Annotated in this window: 13 protein-coding genes; 11 read left to right on the forward strand and 2 right to left on the reverse strand. The window is 74.6% G+C overall.

All coding sequences use genetic code 11. The annotated features are described in order from the left end of the window. Positions 1-87: 87 nt before the first annotated feature. From E1258_RS16930 to E1258_RS16980, 11 genes are all read left to right on the forward strand, one after another. On the forward strand, positions 88-1,275 hold the full coding sequence (locus E1258_RS16930; protein WP_371688629.1) for an AAA family ATPase: 1,188 nt from the start codon (positions 88-90) through the stop codon (positions 1,273-1,275). After that, complete coding sequence (locus tag E1258_RS34890) at positions 1,272-4,907, forward strand: DUF5682 family protein (protein WP_132401970.1); 3,636 nt, start codon at positions 1,272-1,274, stop codon at positions 4,905-4,907. The genes E1258_RS16930 and E1258_RS34890 overlap by 4 nt, the downstream gene beginning before the upstream one ends. Then, positions 4,904-6,817, forward strand: a complete 1,914-nt coding sequence (locus E1258_RS16940) for a hypothetical protein (protein WP_132401973.1) — start codon at positions 4,904-4,906, stop codon at positions 6,815-6,817. Before E1258_RS34890 ends, E1258_RS16940 begins: the two co-directional genes overlap by 4 nt. A gap of 289 nt (positions 6,818-7,106) precedes the next feature. Continuing rightward, on the forward strand, positions 7,107-7,841 hold the full coding sequence (locus E1258_RS16945) for an SDR family oxidoreductase (protein WP_132401976.1): 735 nt from the start codon (positions 7,107-7,109) through the stop codon (positions 7,839-7,841). 193 nt (positions 7,842-8,034) lie between these two features. Further along, positions 8,035-8,226, forward strand: coding sequence for a hypothetical protein (locus E1258_RS16950; RefSeq protein ID WP_207919594.1), 192 nt, complete (start codon positions 8,035-8,037; stop codon positions 8,224-8,226). A 94-nt stretch (positions 8,227-8,320) separates the two neighbouring features. Then, on the forward strand, positions 8,321-10,162 hold the full coding sequence (locus E1258_RS16955) for a prolyl oligopeptidase family serine peptidase (RefSeq protein WP_371688630.1): 1,842 nt from the start codon (positions 8,321-8,323) through the stop codon (positions 10,160-10,162). Between the two features lie 151 nt (positions 10,163-10,313). Then, positions 10,314-12,236 carry a RiPP maturation radical SAM C-methyltransferase gene (locus E1258_RS16960; protein WP_132401982.1) on the forward strand — a complete coding sequence of 641 codons (1,923 nt, stop codon included), beginning with the start codon at positions 10,314-10,316 and terminating at the stop codon, positions 12,234-12,236. Next, on the forward strand, positions 12,217-12,876 hold the full coding sequence (locus E1258_RS16965) for a DUF5825 family protein (RefSeq protein WP_132401985.1): 660 nt from the start codon (positions 12,217-12,219) through the stop codon (positions 12,874-12,876). Before E1258_RS16960 ends, E1258_RS16965 begins: the two co-directional genes overlap by 20 nt. A gap of 30 nt (positions 12,877-12,906) precedes the next feature. Further along, the gene (locus E1258_RS16970) at positions 12,907-14,112 is read left to right on the forward strand and encodes a cytochrome P450 (protein WP_132401988.1); all 1,206 of its coding nucleotides are present in this window, start codon (positions 12,907-12,909) and stop codon (positions 14,110-14,112) included. Continuing rightward, positions 14,105-15,358 (forward strand): MFS transporter, encoded by a 1,254-nt coding sequence (locus E1258_RS16975; protein WP_132401991.1) that lies wholly within the window; start codon positions 14,105-14,107, stop codon positions 15,356-15,358. The genes E1258_RS16970 and E1258_RS16975 overlap by 8 nt, the downstream gene beginning before the upstream one ends. A gap of 368 nt (positions 15,359-15,726) precedes the next feature. Continuing rightward, positions 15,727-16,752: an ornithine cyclodeaminase family protein gene (locus tag E1258_RS16980; protein WP_132401994.1), complete on the forward strand. Its 1,026-nt coding sequence runs from the start codon at positions 15,727-15,729 to the stop codon at positions 16,750-16,752. A gap of 142 nt (positions 16,753-16,894) precedes the next feature. Here the strand turns inward: E1258_RS16980 and E1258_RS35905 are convergent, their stop codons facing one another. Both E1258_RS35905 and E1258_RS33385 read right to left on the reverse strand, forming a co-directional pair. Next, positions 16,895-17,416, reverse strand: coding sequence for a DUF4157 domain-containing protein (locus tag E1258_RS35905; protein ID WP_132401997.1), 522 nt, complete (start codon positions 17,414-17,416; stop codon positions 16,895-16,897). Between the two features lie 234 nt (positions 17,417-17,650). After that, positions 17,651-18,270: hypothetical protein (locus E1258_RS33385; protein ID WP_243715507.1), on the reverse strand; the 620-nt coding region annotated here is incomplete at its 5' end.

Below are 18,270 nucleotides of genomic sequence, written 5' to 3' on the forward strand. Positions count from 1 at the left end.
GCGCTGATCCCTGCGGCGGTCGGCCCGGCCCATCACCGACCCGCCCGCACGTCCGACACCAGTGAGAGATCGAGGAACCCCGTGACCGTGACGGAACACGTCCGCCCCACCGTGGCGCCGCAGAGCACCGCCGCCCAGGTGCTCTGCGCCGAACAGCGGTACGCCGCCGAGCTGACCTTCCTGGCCGCCCACGACGACGGGGCCCGGCCGCCGGGCTGGGCACTGACCCCGCGCGCCGTGGTCACCTTCATCCAGGGCAGCGACGGCGAGGCGCTGTCGCTGCCGGCCGACCGGCGCACCGGTCCGGGCGGCGTCGACCTGCCGGCCAGCATGACCATCGCCGCGAAGTTCGTCGGGGAACGGAGCCTGGTCGAGCGGTGCGTGGTCACCCTGGCCGGCGAGCGGGGCCTGCTGCTGGTCGGTGAGCCCGGCACGGCCAAGTCGATGCTCTCCGAGTTGCTGGCCGCCGCCGTCTGCGGCACCAGCGCGCTGACCGTGCAGGGCACCGCCGGCACCACCGAGGACGCCTTCCGGTACGGCTGGAACTACGCGCTGCTGCTCGCCCAGGGCCCCACCCCCCAGGCATTGGTCGCCTCGCCGGTGCTGACCGCGATGCGGACCGGCCGGGTGGCCCGGATCGAGGAGGTCACCCGCTGCCTGCCCGAGGTGCAGGACGCCCTGGTGTCCATCCTGTCCGACCGGCGGATGAACGTGCCGGAGCTGGCTGGCACCGAGGACGGCCTGATCCGCGCGACGCCCGGGTTCACCGTGATCGCCACCGCCAACCTGCGGGACCGGGGCGTGTCGGAGATGTCCTCGGCCCTCAAGCGCCGGTTCAACTTCGAGACGGTCCACCCGATCGCGGACGCGGGCACCGAGACCGACCTGGTCCGCCGACAGGCCACCGCCGCCGTCCAGCGCGCCGGAGCGCCGTACACGGTCGACGACGCGGTGCTGGACGCCCTGGTAACCGTGTTCCGGGACCTGCGGACCGGCCGGTCGGGCGAGGGCTGGGACGTGGAGCGGCCCGGCACCGTGATGTCCACCGCCGAGGCGGTGCAGGTGGCGGCGTCGCTCGGGCTGGCCGCCGCGTACCTGCCCGGCGGCGACCCACTCGACCTGGTCCCCGGGCACCTGCTCGGTGTGGTCCGCAAGGACGACGAGAACGACCACGCGCGGCTGCTCGGCTACTGGGACGGCCCGGTTCGCCGTCGCGCCGAGGACGGCTCGGCGATGTGGCGCCGGCTCTGGGACCTGCGGGCGAGCCTGCGGTGACGCCGCCGTCCCGCGTAGTCGCCGGTCCGGCCGCCGCACCCGCCGCGGTCGACCCGCCGGCCGCCGACCCGCGCGCCGTGGTCGACGCGCTCGCCGGGTCGGCCCGGCCGTACCTGATCGGGGTACGCCACCACAGCCCCGCCCTGGCGTCGGTGGTCCCCGCGCTGCTGGACGCCGCCGGGGCCGAGGTGGTCGCCGTCGAGCTGCCGGCGGACTTCCACCACTGGCTGCCGTACCTGTCCGACCCGGCCGCCCGGGCCCCGCTGGCCGTGGTCGGCAGCCACGGCGCGGACGGACCGATGGGCTTCTACCCGTTCGCCGACTTCTCCCCGGAACTCGCGGCGATCCGCTGGGCCCGGCAGCGCGGCGTCGAGGTGGTCTGCTGCGACCTGCCGCTGGCCGATCCCGGCTGGACCGCGACCGAGGCGGCCACCGGCGCGGACCCGACCACTGGCGGCGACGCCGACCCGGACGCCCCGGTGCCCGGAGCCCGCCGGTCGAGCTACGCCGCCGGGCTCGGCGCCAGCGGCACCGGCCGAGACGGCGACGACCTGTGGGACCGGGTGGTCGAGGTACGCGCCCCGGGCTGCCCGCCGGAGGCGGTCCGCCGGGCCGCCCTCGGGGTGGGCTGGGCGCTACGTGCCGACAGTGCCAGCGGCGACGGCGTACCGGCCCGGGACCTGGCCCGCGAGGAGCACATGCGCCGGGTGCTGACCGACGCGGGCGCGGACGGCCGGCGGGTCGCCGCCGTCGTCGGCGCCTTCCACGCCCCGGCCCTGCTCGTCGCCGGGTCACCCGGCGCCGTCGGTCCTGCCGGCCCCGCTGCCGGCCCGTCCCGGCCGACCGGCGGCGTCCCCGACCGGCCGTCCGGACCGGTCGCGGGTAGCGTCGCCACCTCCCTGGTGCCCTACGCGTTCGACCTGCTCGACTCCCGGTCCGGCTACCCGGCCGGGATACGTGACCCGCGCTGGCAGCAGGCCGTCCTCGCCGCCGCCGGTGACCCGGACCGGATCCGGGCCGCCGCCGCCCGGGCGGTCACCGACGTGTGCCGGGAACTACGGGCGGCCGGGCACACCGCCGGCACCGGCGAGGCCACCGAAGCGGTCCGGCTGGCCGACGACCTGGCCCGGCTGCGCGGCCTGCCCGCACCCGGCCGGGGTGAGGTGCTGGAGGCGGTCACCACCGTGCTCGGCCAGGGTGAACTGCTCGGCCGGGGCCGCGCGCTGGCCCGCGCGCTGGAGACCGTGCTGGTCGGTGCCGACCGGGGCCGGACCGCCCCCGGTACGCCCCGGTCCGGGCTCGGCCCGGCGGTCGAGGCGGCGCTGGCCGCGCTGCGCCTGCCCAATCCGGACAGCCCGAAGGCCCGCGAGGTCCGGCTGGACCCGCTGCGCACCGACCTGGACGGGCGGCGCGAGGTCCTGCTGCACCGCCTGCACGTCAGCGGCGTCGGGTACGGCGAACCGGTCGCGGTGGCCGGTACCGGCGACGGTGCCGCCCTGACCACCCGCTGGCAGTTGGCCTGGACCCCGTCCGTGGCGGCCCGCCTGGACCTGGTCGGCGTTCGCGGGGTGACCGCGGCGCTGGCCGCGGCCGGCACGCTGCGGGAGCGGTTCCGCCGCGAGGCCGCCGACGGCGGGCCCACCGTCGCGCAGCTACTCACCGGGCTCCGCGACGCCGCCCGGTGTGACCTGTCCGAGCTGGTCACCGATCGGCTCGAACTGGCCGCCGCCGTGCTGCCCGGCAGCGGCACGCTGCCCGAGCTGCTGGCCGCACTGGACCTGCTGGAGGCGCTGCGCCGGGAACACCTGCCGGGCACCACGGCGGCCAGCCGCGACCGGGCGGCCGAGCTGGCCGTCGTACTGCTGGACGCGGCGGTCCGTGGGCTGCCCGGCCTGGCTGGCAGCGACGCCACGGACGACGCCGCCGCCCTGGTCGACCTCGCCGTCCGGGCCGGACAGGACCGGATCGGCCTGCGCCTGGACACCGCCCTCGACGACCTGACCAGGTCCGGTTCGGCGCTGATGCAGGGCGCGGCCCTCGCCGCCCGGGTGCTGCTCGACCTGACCGACCTGGCCAGCCTGGGCACTCGGGTGGCCGGCTGGATCGACGCGGCCACCGGGCCGGACGCCCGACGGCACCTGCACCGGCTGCTCGGCGGTCTGCTCACCGCCGCGCACCCGCTGTTGCAGTCCGCGCCCGCCGCCCTGGACCCGCTGCTGGAGCGGGTCGAACGGCTCACCGATCCCGAGTTCCTGGACCGGTTGCCGGCGCTGCGGGGCGGGTTCGACGTGCTCACCCCGGCGGCCCGGGAGCGGCTGCTGCACACCGTCGCCGAACGGCTGGGCGACCGGCTCGACCTGGCCCTGTCCGCCCCGCCCGAGCTGCTGGCCCGGTGGGCCGCCGCCGACGCGGCCGGTCGGGCCGCCCTGCTGGCCCGCGACATACCGATCCCGGACCCACCCGCCGACGCCGCCGGCGCCCCCACCGGCGGCGCGAACCGGGCGGCCCCGGCGGGCACCGGGCTCGCCCCGGCGGACCGGTGGCGGCTGCTGCTCGGCCGCCAACCCGACCGGCTGCCGGCCGACGCCCGCCGCTACGCCCGCGTCCTGGACGAGCTGTACGGGGCGGGGCGCGGCGAGGGCGGCATCGACCTCGGCCACGCGGCCGGCGGGGGACAGGAGGCCGCCTTCCCGACCGCCCGCGAGTGGGCCGACGAACTGGAGGCGCTGTTCGGCACGACGGTTCGCGAGGAGGTCATCGCCCGCGCCGCCGAGAGCGGCCGGACCGACGTGCTCAGCGAACTCGACCCGGCCGCGGTACGCCCTTCGGTGGAGTTGCTGACCTCGGTGCTGTCGCTGGCCGGTGGCCTGCCCGAGGCGAAACTGGCCGGGCTGCGGCCCCTGGTCCGGCGGCTGGTCGAGGAGCTGACCGCGCGGTTGGCCACCCAGGTGCGGCCGGCGTTGACCGGGTTGACCAGCCCGCGCCCGACCCGCCGCCCCGGCGGTCGGATCAACCTCGCCCGTACGCTGCGGGCGAACCTGGCGCACACCCGGCGGCTCGGCGACGGCCGGACGGTGGTCGTACCGCAACGCCCGGTCTTCCACACCCGCACCCGTCGGGAGGCCGACTGGCGGCTGGTGCTGGTGGTCGACGTGTCCGGCTCGATGGAGGCGTCGGTGGTGTGGTCGGCGCTGACCGCCGCCGTGCTGGCCGGGGTGCCCACCCTGTCCACCCACTTCCTCGCCTTCTCCACCGAGGTGGTCGACCTGACCGACCGGGTCGACGACCCGCTGTCGCTGCTGCTGGAGGTACGCGTCGGCGGCGGCACGCACATCGCCGCCGGGCTGGCCCACGCCCGCTCGCTGGTGACCGTGCCGAGCCGCACCATCGTCGCCGTGGTCAGCGACTTCGAGGAGGGCTACCCGCTGGCCGGGTTGCTCGGCGAGGTCCGCACCCTGGCGTCGGCCGGCGTGCACCTGCTGGGCTGCGCCGCGCTCAACGACCGGGGGGTGCCGTGCTACTCGGTTCCGGTCGCCGAGCAGCTCGTCGCGGCCGGGATGCCGGTCGCCGCTCTCAGCCCGCTCGAACTCGCCCGCTGGGTGGGCGACCGTGTCCGCGGAGGATCACGTTGACGAACCGTACCCCGACCGTCGTGGCCGCCGACCGGTTGCCGCCGGTGTCGCCGGCGGTCGCCGCCGCTGCGGTGGCGGCCCTGCCGTCCCGGCTGCGCCGGCGGCTGGACGCCACCGTCGAACGGCTGGCCGCGGTGCCGGTCGGCAGGGTCGACGGTGGCGTGTCGGTCGACTGTGGCCCGGAGGCCGTGGTCGTGCTGCGGGCCGGACCGACCGGCGTGGTCACCGGCCCGGACCAGGTCCGCTGCGGTTGCCTGCTGGCACCCCGCTGCCTGCACCGGGCGGCGGTCCTGGTGGCCTGCCCGGTCGCCGACCCGGCCTGCCACCCCGATCCGGCGCCCGCCGGGCCACCCGCCCCGCAGGACGCCGCCGGCCCGCCCACCGGACGGGCCAGGAGGACCGGGCGAACGGGCGCGACCGGTCCGACCGCCGCCGGCACCGGACGCGGGCCGACGAAGGCGCAGCGGGCCGCCGCCGGCGCGCTGTGGCGGGCCGCCGCCACGGTGCTCGCCTCCGGTGTCCCGGCCGCCGGAGCGGTCCCGCAGGCCGATCTGCTGCGGGCCGCGCACAGCGCCCGGCTGGCCGGCCTGCCGAGGGCCGAGAGCGCCGCGCTGCGCCTGGTACGCGGCCTGCGCGCGCACCGGTCCCGGCAGACCGGTCACCGGCTCGCCGACCTGGTCGAGGTGCTGCACGACCTGCTGTACGTGGCCGGCCGGCTGGCCGCCGGCGATCCCGACCCGGCGCTGGTCGGCGTGCTCCGTCGGGCCTACCAGCCGGACGGCACGTTGGAGGTGTACGGCATCTGCCGGGAGCCGGTGATCAGCGCGACCGGGTACGCCGGCGTGGTCACCCACCTGGTCGCCGCCGATGGCCGCCGGCTCTCGTTCGGGGACGTGAAGCCGGGCGGCCCGGGCCGCGCCAGGGACTGCGCCCACGCGGTCACCGAGATGGGCGCGGTCGCGGTCGACCACGCGGTGCTGGCCCGGGGCGGCCTGCGGATCACCGGCACCACGGTGTCCCCGGACGGCCGGCTCGGTGCCGGCGCGGGGGTCCGCGCCGCCCCGCTCAGCGGGCCCGACTGGTCCACCGGTGCGCTGGCGGAGCTGTTCGCCCGTCCGCTGGCCGAGGTGGTGACCGGGCAGCTCGCCACCGACGACCCGGCCGACCCGGGCCGGGCCGGGGCCGCCCTGCTCGGCGCTGATCTGGTCGTGGTCGGTGCGGTCGGCGACCAGTTGTTGGCCCGCGAGCTGGCCCCCGGCACGGGGGCGGACCGGGCGCCGGTGCCCGACGGGCCGGTGATCCGGTTGGTGCCGGCCGACCCGCACCCCGTGCTGGCCCACGTGGCCAACCTGCGGCGGCTGGCCTCCCGGCCGGGGCTGTGGATCCGGGTGGTCGGCCGGCTGGACTCCGCCCGGGCCGGCACGCTGCGCCCGCTCATGGTCGGTTCGGTGCCCGGCGCCACCGTGACCCTGCGGCTGCCGGAGCAGTGGCACGGTCGGGCGGACCTGGGCTACGACCAGATCCAGGGCGGTCACCTGCCGCCCCGCGCGCAGGCCGGTACGACCGCACCGGTGCCGGTCGTCGACGTGATCGCAGAGTCCCCGCTGTGGCGGGTCCGTCGACTGGTGGAGCTGGCCGTCTCCGGTGGCCGCCGGGCGGTCGCCGAGGCGGCCCGCGACGACGCCGCGTCGCTGGCGGGGCCGCTGCGCCGGGCCGGTCTCACCACCGCCGCCGCGCTGGCGTCGGCGCTGGTGGCGGAGTCGGACCGGTGTGGCCGGGACGCGTTCGGCCGGCTCACCGACCCCGACCCGGACCGGTACGCCTGGGCCTGGCTCGCCGCGACCGCCCACCTCGCCGCCACCGAGCGGGAGCTGATCCGGTCGTCCTGGGTGGCACCGGCGCTCGACTGACCCACCGCGCGGCAGGTCCGGATGATGCCAGCCACGGGTGCCCCGGTCGGGCGCCCGTGGCGGCGGCGCGGGGTTGGAGCCGGGTCGCAGGCGGCGTCCGGGCGGGCCCGACGAGGTGCCCGTCCTGGCCCTGATCGGTCGGGGTCGGGCTCGGCAGTCCGCACGCTGGTGGTGCGGGCGGGATGCCGCCGGCCGGGTCGACCGTGGACAGCGCATCCCACGTTTGATCTAATTCGGTCTTCCGGGCAGCTTCGCCGTCCCGGCCCAGCGAGGACCAGGAGACCCCGTCATGACCGTCCCGCAGCGCGTCGCGATCGTGACCGGCGGTGCACAGGGGATCGGAAGGCGGATCGCGCAACGGTTGGCGGCGGACGGTTTCGCGGTGGTGGTCAACTTCGTCACCAGCAAGAACGAGGCGGAGCAGATCGTGGCGGCGATCGTCGCCGCCGGCGGGGACGCCGTCGCGGTGCGGGCCGACGTCGCCGACGAGGTGGCGGTGGCGGAACTGTTCGACACCGCCGAGCGGACGTACGGCGGGATCGACGTCGTCGTGCACTCGGCCGGGGTGGCGTCCCATGCTCCGGTGACCGAGCTGGACCTCGCGGAGCTGGACCGGGTGCACCGCATCAACGTGCGCGGCACCTTCGTGGTCGATCAGCAGGCGGCCCGCCGGATTCGGCCCGGGGGCGCGCTCATCAACATCTCCAGCACGACGCCCCGGTTGTCGATGCCCGGCTACGCCGCGTACGCCTCCAGCAAGGCCGCGGTGGACGCGATCACGTTGATCCTGGCCCGGGAGCTTCGCGGACGCGACGTCACCGTGAACGCGGTCGCGCCCGGCGCGACCGCCACCGCGCTGTTCCTCGAGGGCAAGGACGAGCAGGCGATCGTCCAGATGGCGGCGATGTCGCCGATGAACCGGCTCGGCGACCCGGCCGAGACCGCAGAGGTGGTGGCCTTCCTGGCCGGGCCGGCCCGGTGGATCAACGGCCAGGTGGTGTACGTCAACGGGGGCGCCGCCTGAGCCTCGCTGCCGCCGGGACCGCGCCCCCCGTTTCCTCGGACCGGGCGGTAGCACGACGGCGCGCGCAGGGATAGAAGGCCGCCAAACGCACGTGCCACGCCCAACCGGCCGGAGGGCCGTGGGCGCGTTCCACGACGTCTCCGCCGTGCTCCTGTAGGACCCCGACCTCGACACGGTCGACACCGACGTCCTCGTGCTCGGCGACGACCGCGCGGCCACCGACCTCGTCCAGCCCTCCGCCCGCGCGCTCCCTGGCGAGCGCGGCAGCTACGGCGGGCGGCCGCGCAACGCGCACCAGGTGGAGGCCCGCACCGCCGGCCTCATCTCGGTCGACCGGCGCCACCGGGCGCACGCCGGCCTGCGCGTCACCGACGTTTACACATAGACGTTGCCCGATTACTATCGGTGCTTCGGCTGTCCGCAGGAACGGGGGCGTCGTGATTCCACCGCGCGCACCGGCGTTCTCCGCCCACAACTCGCTGCGGGCCGTCGAACTCGACGACGTCGCGGGTCGCTCCCAGGTCGTCGCATGGGACCGCGCCACCGGCCGTCGCCGGATACTGACCCGGGCGCGGCACGGGGTGGACGCGTGCGACCTGGAGCCGGACGGCGGCCACGTCTGGTGGTTCGACACCGACCCGGACGGCGTGGGGGCCTGGCGACGCCAGCCGTTCGACGGCGGAGAGGCCGTTCCCGCGTTGACCGGGGTGCCACCGGGCCGGCCGTACGGCATCGCCTTCGACCACACCGGAAAGCTGGCCGTCGTCTGTGTCGGGTGCGGCGCGGAGTCCCGGTACCATCTCGGGCCCCCCGGCGGCGCGGGCCGCCTGCTGGCCACCGTCCCGAGCTACGTGCCCCTGGTGGACCTGAGCCCGGACGGCACCCTGCTCGCCCTGGCCGGACGACCGGACGGGCCCGCCGCGGTCACCGTGGTCCGGCTCGTCGACGGCCGCACCGAGGTCCTGGCCGGCGGCCGGGACCGCCGGGTGTGGGCACTGGAGTTCCGCCCGGGCCCGGAGGGCGACGCCGCGCTGCTGCTGGTCGTGGAGGCTGGCGGACGCTACACCGTCGGCACCTGGCGGCCGGGGCGGGACATCCGGCTGCACGAGCGGCTGACGTTCGACACGGAGATCACCGCGCACTGGTACGTCGACGGCCGCCGGGTGCTGGTCCAACAGGATCGGGCGGGACGCAGCCGGCTGCTCCTGGCCGACCTCGACGGCGGCGCCCCGAGCGTCCTGCCCACCCCACCCGGGACCATCCTCGATCTGGCGTGCGCGCCCGAGGGCGCGGTCCACTACGTGTGGAGCCGGGAGGCGGTGCCGCCGCGCCGGCTGGTCGCCGACCCGGCCGTCGAGCACCACCCGGCACCGGGCCCGCCGGCCGTGCCCGGGCGCGGGGAGGTGTGGACACCCCAACCGTACGGCCGGATCCACAGCTTCCTGGCCACCCCACCCGGCCCCGGACCATGGCCGACGCTCTTCCTGCTGCACGGTGGGCCGTTCCTGCACGACCGGGACAGCTACGACCCCCGGGTGGAGTTGCTCACCGACGCCGGCTACGCCGTCGTGCGCACCAACTACCGGGGCTCCACCGGCTATGGCCCGCGGTGGCGGCATGACTTCGGCCACCGGGTCGGCCTGGCCCAGCTGGAGGATCTCGCCGCGGTACGCCGACACCTGGTCGACCTCGGTGTCGCGCAGCCGGGGCGGATCGGGCTGTGCGGCTACTCCTGGGGCGGCTACCTGGTCCTGCTCGCGATGGGCGTCGAGCCCGACGACTGGGCGGTCGGGCTCGCGGTCTCCCCGGTGGCCGACTACTCCACCGCCCACCGCACGACGCTGCCCGCCCTGCGCGAGGTGGACGAGGAACTCTTCGGCGGCACGCCCGCCGAGGTTCCCGACCGGTACCGGGCCGCCGACCCGATGACGTATCTGGACCGGGTGCGCGGCCCACTGTTCGTCGCCGCCGCGACCGACGACGAACGGTGCCCGGCGGAGGCGGTCGAGCGGTACGTGGCCGCGCTGCGGGACCGGTCGGTCCCGCACGAGGTGGTCTGGACCACCGGTGGTCACCACGGGGACGCGGCCGGCCAGACGACCGTCTTCACCGCCCTGCTCCGGTACGTCGCCACGGTGCTGCCGCCGGGCGACCGGACCCCGGCGTCCCCCAGCCAGGACCACCGCGACCGGCGGGGTCCGACCCCAAAACGACCGGAGGGAGGTGAATGCAATGAAGCGACGCACTGTGCGGCACGACCCGATCAGCACGGGCGAGCGGGACCGCGGCGCCGTCATCGTCAAGATGCTCCTCGATCTTGACCGGGCGGCCCCGGCCGCGCGACCCCAGGTGACCGAGGCGCCCCAGACCGGCAAGTGACCCGGCGGCGGTGACGGCACGTCCAAGACGTCGTTCCGGGGCGCCGCCGCGAGGCCCCGGAACGATGCCCAGCCCGTCGAAAGGAGACCGGCGATGAAGGTCGTCCTGGTGCACATGCCGTGGGGATCGCTCGACGTCCCGTCGCTCGCCCTGGGCATCCTGCGTGCCGCCGCCGGTGGCGCCGACCACGACGTGCGGGTCCGCTACGCCAACCTGGACTTCGTCGACTGGGCGGTGGACCGGCTACCCTTCGGCCTGGCCGACTACCAGTACTTCTCCGAGACGTCCTACTTCGAGGGCGCCGGGGACTGGGTGTTCGCCAGCGCCCTCTACGGCGAACGGCGCGACTTCGCGCCGTTCCACCGGCTGCTGGCCGACGCGGGGGCGAGCCGGGCCGAGACGGCGATGACCGCCGCGCTGCACGAACTGGCACCCGACTTCGTGGCCGAGCTGGTCGCCGAGCTGGACGCCGCCGCACCCGACGTCGTGGGATTCACCAGCACCTTCCAGCAGAACACCGCGAGCCTGGCCGCCGCCCGCCTGCTCAAGCGGCGCCGGCCCGCCGTGCAAACCGTGCTCGGCGGGGCCAACTGCGACGGGGCGCAGGGCGCGGCGCTGCACCGCAACTTCCCGTTCCTCGACTTCGTCGTCCGGGGCGAGGGGGAGGTGGCCTTCCCGTCGCTGCTCGACGCGCTCGGCGGCGCCGCTCCGCTGCCCGGCGGTGGCGCGGCCGGCGACCTCGCGGACATCCCCGGGCTGTGCTGGCGGGACCCGACGGGCGCCGCGCGGGCCAACCCGATGTCGACGCGACCGTTGCCGCCGGCGCGGATCGTCACCCCGGACTACACCGGCTTCGTCGAGCGCCTGGACGCCTCGGCGGCGGCCGAGTGGGTGGCGCCGAAGCTGGTCGTCGAGGGCTCCCGAGGCTGCTGGTGGGGCGAGAAGCACCACTGCACGTTCTGCGGCCTCAACGGCTCGTCGATGCAGTTCCGCAGCAAGAGCCCGGGGCGCTTCCTCGACGAGGTGCTGGACCTGGCCCGCCGGCACCAACTACTCGACTTCATCGTGGTCGACAACATCCTGGACATGGCGTACTTCGACTCGGTGCTGCTGCGGTTGGCCGAGTCGGAGTACGACGTGCGCCTGCACTTCGAGGTCAAGGCCAACCTGCGCCGGCACCACTTCCAACGGCTCGGCGAGGCCGGGGCGGTGCAGGTCCAGCCGGGGGTGGAGAACCTGAGCACCCACGTGCTGCGGCTGATGGACAAGGGCGTGACCGGCTGCCAGAACGTCCGGGCCCTGCGGGAGGCGCAGAGCGCCGGGGTGACGACGAGCTGGAACTACCTGTACGGGTTCCCCGGTGAGACGGCCGAGGACTACACCGACGTCATCGCGCAGCTTCCGGCGCTGCACCACCTCGACCCGCCGATCGGCGCGGCGCGGATCGCCATCGAGCGGTTCAGCCCGTACTTCAACCAGCCGGAGCTGGGCTTCCCGGTGCTGGAGCCGGCCCCGCAGTACCGGGAGATCTACCACCTGCCCGCCGGGGAACTCGCCGACCTGGCGTACATCTTCACCACCGTCGCCCAGGGCATCGGTCGGGACGAGGCGGCGGCGCTGGGCGCGGCGATCGACCGGTGGCGGGCCGAGTACCCGGTCAGCCGGCTCACCTACCAGGAGGTCGACGACCGGATCGTGCTGGTCAGCCGGCGGGCCGCGTACGACTGGTCGGTGTGCGAGCTGACCTCGCCGGTCGAGGTCGGGTTGTTCCGGCTGCTGGAGCAGCCCCGGACGGCCGCAACGCTGGCCGCGCGGACACCCGGCGGGGCGGCGGTGGTGCGACCGTTGCTCGACCACTGGTCTGAACTGGGCATCCTGTTCCAGGAGGGGGGCTGCTGGGTGCACACCGTCGTCGAGTCGCACAACCAGGTGCTGGCCCGGGTCGACCATCAGCGGGCCGCCGCGGACGCCGCCGCGCGCGGCGGAGAGGACCACCATGCCGTCGCGGCGGGTTGACTTCGCCGCGACCGTGGTCGAGGTCGAGCTGTCCCGGGACTACGATCCAGTCGCCGCGCGGCTGCCGGGGATGGCGCTCGGCACGCACCGACTCGCCGGGCCGTGCGGCCCGGCGGCGGCCGCCTGGTACCGCGCCGGCGCTCGGCACGCGCGGCTCGCCCACCCGGTGGACCTGTGCGCGGACGCCGACGCGACCTCGGCGCGTTCCCTCCTGCTGATCCGGGAGCTGACCGCCCACGGGGTGGCGGTGGACTGGACGGCGCGCTGCCGGGACGGGTGCCGCGGCGGCGACCTGTTCACCCACCTGTGCCCGCCGGCCCGCCTGGCCGGGGACGACGCCGGCACGGTCGCGGCCCGCTGGCGGGCGGCGTTCTTCCTCGGCCGCTGTGTCTACCGGCGCGGCCCCGGGTTCGTCGAGGTCCGCGACCGCCGTTCCGGCTTCCTGGAGGTGGTGACTATCGATGAGCCGGGCCACCTGACGGCGATCGCGGCGCTGGCAGAGGGCGTAGCCGCGACGGCGGTGCCGCCCGCCGTGCGCCGCGATCTCGCCGGGGCGCACCTGGTCGTCGAGCAGGCCGGCCACCTGTGGTGGTTGCCGACCCGCGCCCACCGCTGGCCCTTCCCCGCCCTGATCGTCTAGCTCCCCCGAGCGCGTATCCCGAGGAGAACCATGAGCACCGCCGAGGACGAGCTGACGCCGCCACGGCAGGCCCCGTTCATCGCCGACCCGTACCCGACGTTGGCCCGGATCCGGGCCAACGGTCCGGTGTCGATCCTGCACAGCGACGAGGGTTTGCCCATGTGGGTGGTCGCCCGGTACCGCGACGTGCGGGCGGTGCTGGCCGACCCGAGGTTCGGCCAGGACGCCCGCCGGGCGCAGGAGTTGGCTGACGCCCGGGTGGCGGGGGTGACGCTCGGCGGCGACATGGTCCACATGCTCAACAGCGATCCGCCCGACCACACCCGACTCCGTCGGCTGATCCACGGGTTCTTCACCGCCCGGCGGGTGGCGGCCATGCGTCCCCTGGTGGAACGGGTCACCGCCACGCTGCTCGACGGAGTCGCCGACCGCGACACCGTCGACCTCGTGGCGGACTTCGCCTTTCCGCTGCCCATGCTGGTCATCTGCGAGCTGATCGGCTTCCCGCCGGAGGACCGGGCCGCCTATCGGAGCTGGTCGACGGCGATCCTGACCCACGGCGACGACCCGGAGGCCTTCGGCCGGGCGCTGCGGGAGCTGACCGACCACATCGCCGTCGTGCTCGCGCGGCGGCGTACCGACCCGCGCGACGACCTGCTGACGGTCCTGCTCGCGGCCCGCGACCAGGGGCAGCTCACCGACGACGAGATCGTCGGCATGGTGTTCCTGCTGCTGATCGGGGGGCACGAGACGACCGTCAACCTGCTGGGCACCGCGACCCTCGCGCTGCTGCGCCACCCCGACCAGCACGCCTGGTTGCGGCGGAACCCGGCGGCGCTGCCCACGGCGGTCGACGAGTTCCTCCGCTACGAGTCGCCGGTGAGCATGGCGACCCTGCGGTTCACCACCGAGCCGGTGGACGTCGACGGGGTCGAGATTCCCGCCGGGGAGCTGGTCCTGGTGTCGCTGGGCGGGGCGAACCGCGACCCCGACCGGTTCCCCGACGCCGACCGGCTCGTGCTCGACCGGGGCGACGCCGGGCACCTCGCCTTCGGCCACGGGCTGCACCGGTGCCTCGGCGCGTTCCTCGGCAAGCTGGAAGGCGAGGTGGCGTTGGCCGGGCTGCTGAGCCGTTTCCCGGCGCTGACGTCGGCCGGCACCGAGGCGGACCTGCGCTGGCGGAACACGATCATGCTGCGGGGGCTGGAGTCGTTGCCGGTGGCCCTGCATGGCTGACACCACCGTCACCCGAGCCTCCCGGCGTCGGCTGCGGCTGAGCCTGGTGCCGCTGCGGTCCCGCGACTACCGGCTGCTCTTCGTCGCCGAGTCGGTGTCGGTCTTCGGCGACGCCTTCCACGCCGTCGCGCTGCCCTTTCTGGTCTACCAGGTCGGCGGGGGCGCCCGGGAGCTCGGGCTGCTGGTCGCGGTCTACGGCCTGTGCCGGCTGGCGACCACCCCGCTGGGCGGGATCCTCACCGACCGGGCCGGCCCCTGGCAGGTGATGCTCGTCGCCGACCTCGTCCGGTTGGCGTCCACCGCCGCGATCTCGGTGGCCGCCGTCGCGGGGGAGCCGGGCCTCGTCCTGATCGGGGCGCTGGTCGCCGGAGCCGGTCTGGGGGCCGGCCTGTTCCAGCCGGCCGCCTACGCCATCACGCCCCGGCTGCTCCCGGCCGAGCAGTTGCAGGCCGGCAACGCGCTGCACAGCACCGCCGGTTTCGCCGCCGGGCTGGTCGGGCCCGGGGTGGCCGGGCTGGTCGTTGTGCTGCTCTCGCCGGGCGTCGCGTTCGGGGTCGACGCGCTGACCTTCGCGGTGTCGGCCGCCTGCCTCGCGGCCATCGGAGCGCACCATCGGCGCGTCGCGCCACTCGCCCGGCCCGCCGACGGGACGGCACCGCCGCCCCGGCTGACGTTCTGGCGGCTGCTGCGCGGGTCTCCGCTGCTGCGGACCGTCCTGGTGGTGACCGCCGCGGCCAACCTGACCGTCGGCGGGATGGTCCGGGTGGGGCTGCCCTCGCTGGCCAGCGCCGACCTGGCCGCCGGTGCCGGCGGCTTCGGTGGCCTGCTGGCCGCGTTCACCGGCGGCTCGCTGGCCGGCGGGTTCCTCACCGCCGGGCTGACCGGGATCCGGCGACGCGGTGCCACGGCCATGCTCTCCGGCCTGGTGATGGCCGGGGCGGTGGCGCTCGTGCCGTTCGCCGGGTACGCCGGCGCCGTGGTCGCGCTGGCCGTGGCCGGTGTCGCCAGCACCGTCACCAACGTCCTGGTCATCACCGTCGTCCAGCAGCACACCGCCGCCCACCTGCTCGGCCGGGTGATGAGCGCCATCCTCTTCGCGGCGTTGGGCCTCTTCCCGCTGTCCGGCGCGGCGGCGGGGCTGGTGGTGGACGCGCACGGCAGCGGGGTGCTCTTCCTGGCCACCGCTGCGACGTTGGGTGCGGCCTTCGCCTTCGGTCTTTCCCGCCGCTCCCTCCGTGACGGGTGAGGCGTCCCGATCCCACGCCGCGTGACGTGGAAAAACTGATACAAGTCGATGTGTGGTGATTCGCTCCAATGTGTTTCCCATTGGATGTGAGAATGGTGTGAATCAGCGTGGGGCGGCGAACGTGGGGCGGTCGGCGCGGCGGGAAAGCCGCCATTGCCGTCCGCCGTGGGGTCAACTACGATTCGATGTGGTCGCGTGCCGATGGATGGTGATTGGCATCGATCGATCGGGCTGATGGATCCAATTTGGGCCCATGTGGCCGATCGTAATTCTTCGCGCAGAATGCGTTCCCGACAACGAAGCCGTGGCTCTACAGACGGGGTTCAAGCGAGATGCTAATTCTGACCCAGCGGCACATCGGTCGAATAATGGACGAGATCGGCGTCGACACGTTGCTGACGGAGCTGATCTCACGTCTCGGCGAAAAATTCGTCGAGGTGCACAAGGGCGTGGCCGAGCTGTCGCCCGCGCGGGGCGCGTTCGAGCGGGAGGGGCCTGCCCCAGGGGTGATCGAGTGGATGCCGCACCGGGAGCGAAACGAGAGCACCACCATCAAGGTCGTCTCGTACAGCCCGTCGAACGTCGACGATTACGGCCTGCCGACGATCACGGCCTGCGTGGCCCGCTTCGACGACCGGACCGGGCGCACGACGGTGGTGGCCGACGGCGCGGCGCTCACCGCCCTGCGCACCGGTGCCGCGTCGGCGCTGGCCAGCCGGGCGTTGGCGCACCCCGACAGTCGGACGGTCGGATTGATCGGCTGTGGCGCGCAGGCAGTCACCCAACTGCACGCCCTGAGTCTCACCTTTCCGATCGACACGGTGCTGGCCTGGGACGTCGACCCCGCTCACCTGGCCTCCTTCGGCCGGAGGGTCGACTTCACCGGGCTTGCGGTGACGGCGGCCCGACCCGAGGAGGTGGCGAGGTCCGCCGACATACTGGTCACGGCGACGTCGGTGGGCGTCGGCGCGGGGCCCGTCTTCCCGGACGTCTCGCTGCGCGATCACCTGCACGTCAACGCCGTCGGCTCCGACATCGTCGGCAAGGTCGAACTGCCCCGGTCGCTGGTGGACCGGGCGCTGGTGTGCCCCGACCACCCGGAACAGGCGGCGCGGGAGGGCGAGAGCCAGGTCCTCGATCCGCGACGCCTCGGTCCCTCGCTCAGCGAGATCTGCGCCGACGCGGGCATCGTGGCCGACGCCCGGTACGGATTGACGGTCTTCGACTCGACCGGCATCGCGATCGAGGACCACGTCGCCCTCGACCTCTTCGTCGAGATGGCCGCGCACCTTGGGGTGGGCACGGAGGTCGACTTCGAGGACGAGCCGACCGACGTGTTGAACCCGTACGCCGTCGGCACGGCAGCCGTGCCCGGGGCGCGGTCGATCCTCTGACGAGGGGGCGTCCCGGTGACGCACGCTGACCCGGTTCGCCTAGTGGTGAATCCGGGTGGTCGGCGGTGTAATTTCTAACCGCCTTCTAGGGTGTTCAGGGTTTCGAAACGTCTGGTTCCGACGCCGTTTCGACCGGCTGCGGCTAACGGTTGCGGCTAAGCAGGATGCACAATTTCTTGCCCCCTCGGGTAGGCGGCGTTGGCGACCGGCCCAGCTCCCTGGGACTGTCGCAGGGACTGCAGCCGTAAGCTTTCTTGACCAGGGTTCTGGTGTTGTCAAGGATCGCGTTGATTGACCTATCGGCTAAAGCCGTCCGCTCCGGTCGAGGTGGTCGCTGGTCCGACCCTCGACCGCGATTGTCCCAGCCGCGTCCCCTTCGCCGCTGGACTACGTGGGTCAACTCGTGGGCGAGTATCCGCCGGCCCGCCGTCGATCCCGGCTCGTACCCCCAGGGTGACAGGCTGTACCCACCCAGGGAAATAGGACCCGCGAGCCGTAGGTGAAGGCGTGCGCGTCCACGGACGTGCTGTCCCTTCCACCGCCGCGACGCTGGCTGCGCCGCCTCTGTCAGTCGGTCGCCGTTTAGAGGCTGTCCGGCGAGCACCTTCTGGTCGCCAACGAGAGAGCCTGTTCGACCGGGAACTCGACCGGTCGAGCCGGACACGGGCCGAACTGGAACACCACCGGCAGTCGGTCACCAGTCAGCTGGCCCTGCTCACCCATGCCCGGCCGTTCTGACCCGCAGGACACCAACGGCTGGGGCGAAGGTCGTCCTTCGTCCCAGCCGCTCGGGCGTCCGCCCGGTCCGCCGGGACCGGCGGACCGGGCGGACCGGGCTGTCAGGTCTCAGCCCGATCGTCACCTCGATGGTGGCGCGTGTGACGGGGAACCAGACCGCTCAGGCGGTGCAGCCGTGTGGCCCCTCGGCGGTGAGCGTGGCCAACGAGCAGACCGTCACCAGCGGGTAGTACGGCCCCATGACGGCCGCGGCGGTTTCCGCCGAGCTGTTTATGGGCACGTTCTGCACGGCGTACGGGAAGTCCTCGACCGGAAGCAGGTGCCGGAGCAGGACCATGTGCGGGGTCGTCGGGTACGAGACGGAGAAGGGCACGAAGGTGGCGGTTCGGATGGCCTCGATGGCCGCCCGCTGCCCCTCCGTGCCGAGGACGAAGGTGTAGTACCCGTACCGGTCGAGCTGGGTCTCGTCGTTGTAACGACAGCCGTAGCTCGCCGGCCCCTCGGGGAACCGGTTGATCACGACGGGTTTGTACTGGCCGCCCAGGTTGGTGCACAGCGACCAGTAGCGGACGTCGGCGCGCCGCCGGGGCCAGGAGACCGGATGGGTGCCGCGGATCGCGCGGGGTGCCCGGCCCCGAACTACCACGACCTGGTCCGGTCCCGGCGGGACGAGCCAGGTGCCGAGGTAGGCGTTGTCCGGGTTCGGGGCGAGGTTTTCCACCTCGGCGGTACGGGTGAAGATCTTCTCGCCGCTTTCCGGGGGACGTCCGGGGCCCCCGC

The sequence above is a fragment of the Micromonospora sp. KC207 genome (assembly GCF_004348615.1).
Taxonomy (GTDB): domain Bacteria; phylum Actinomycetota; class Actinomycetes; order Mycobacteriales; family Micromonosporaceae; genus Micromonospora.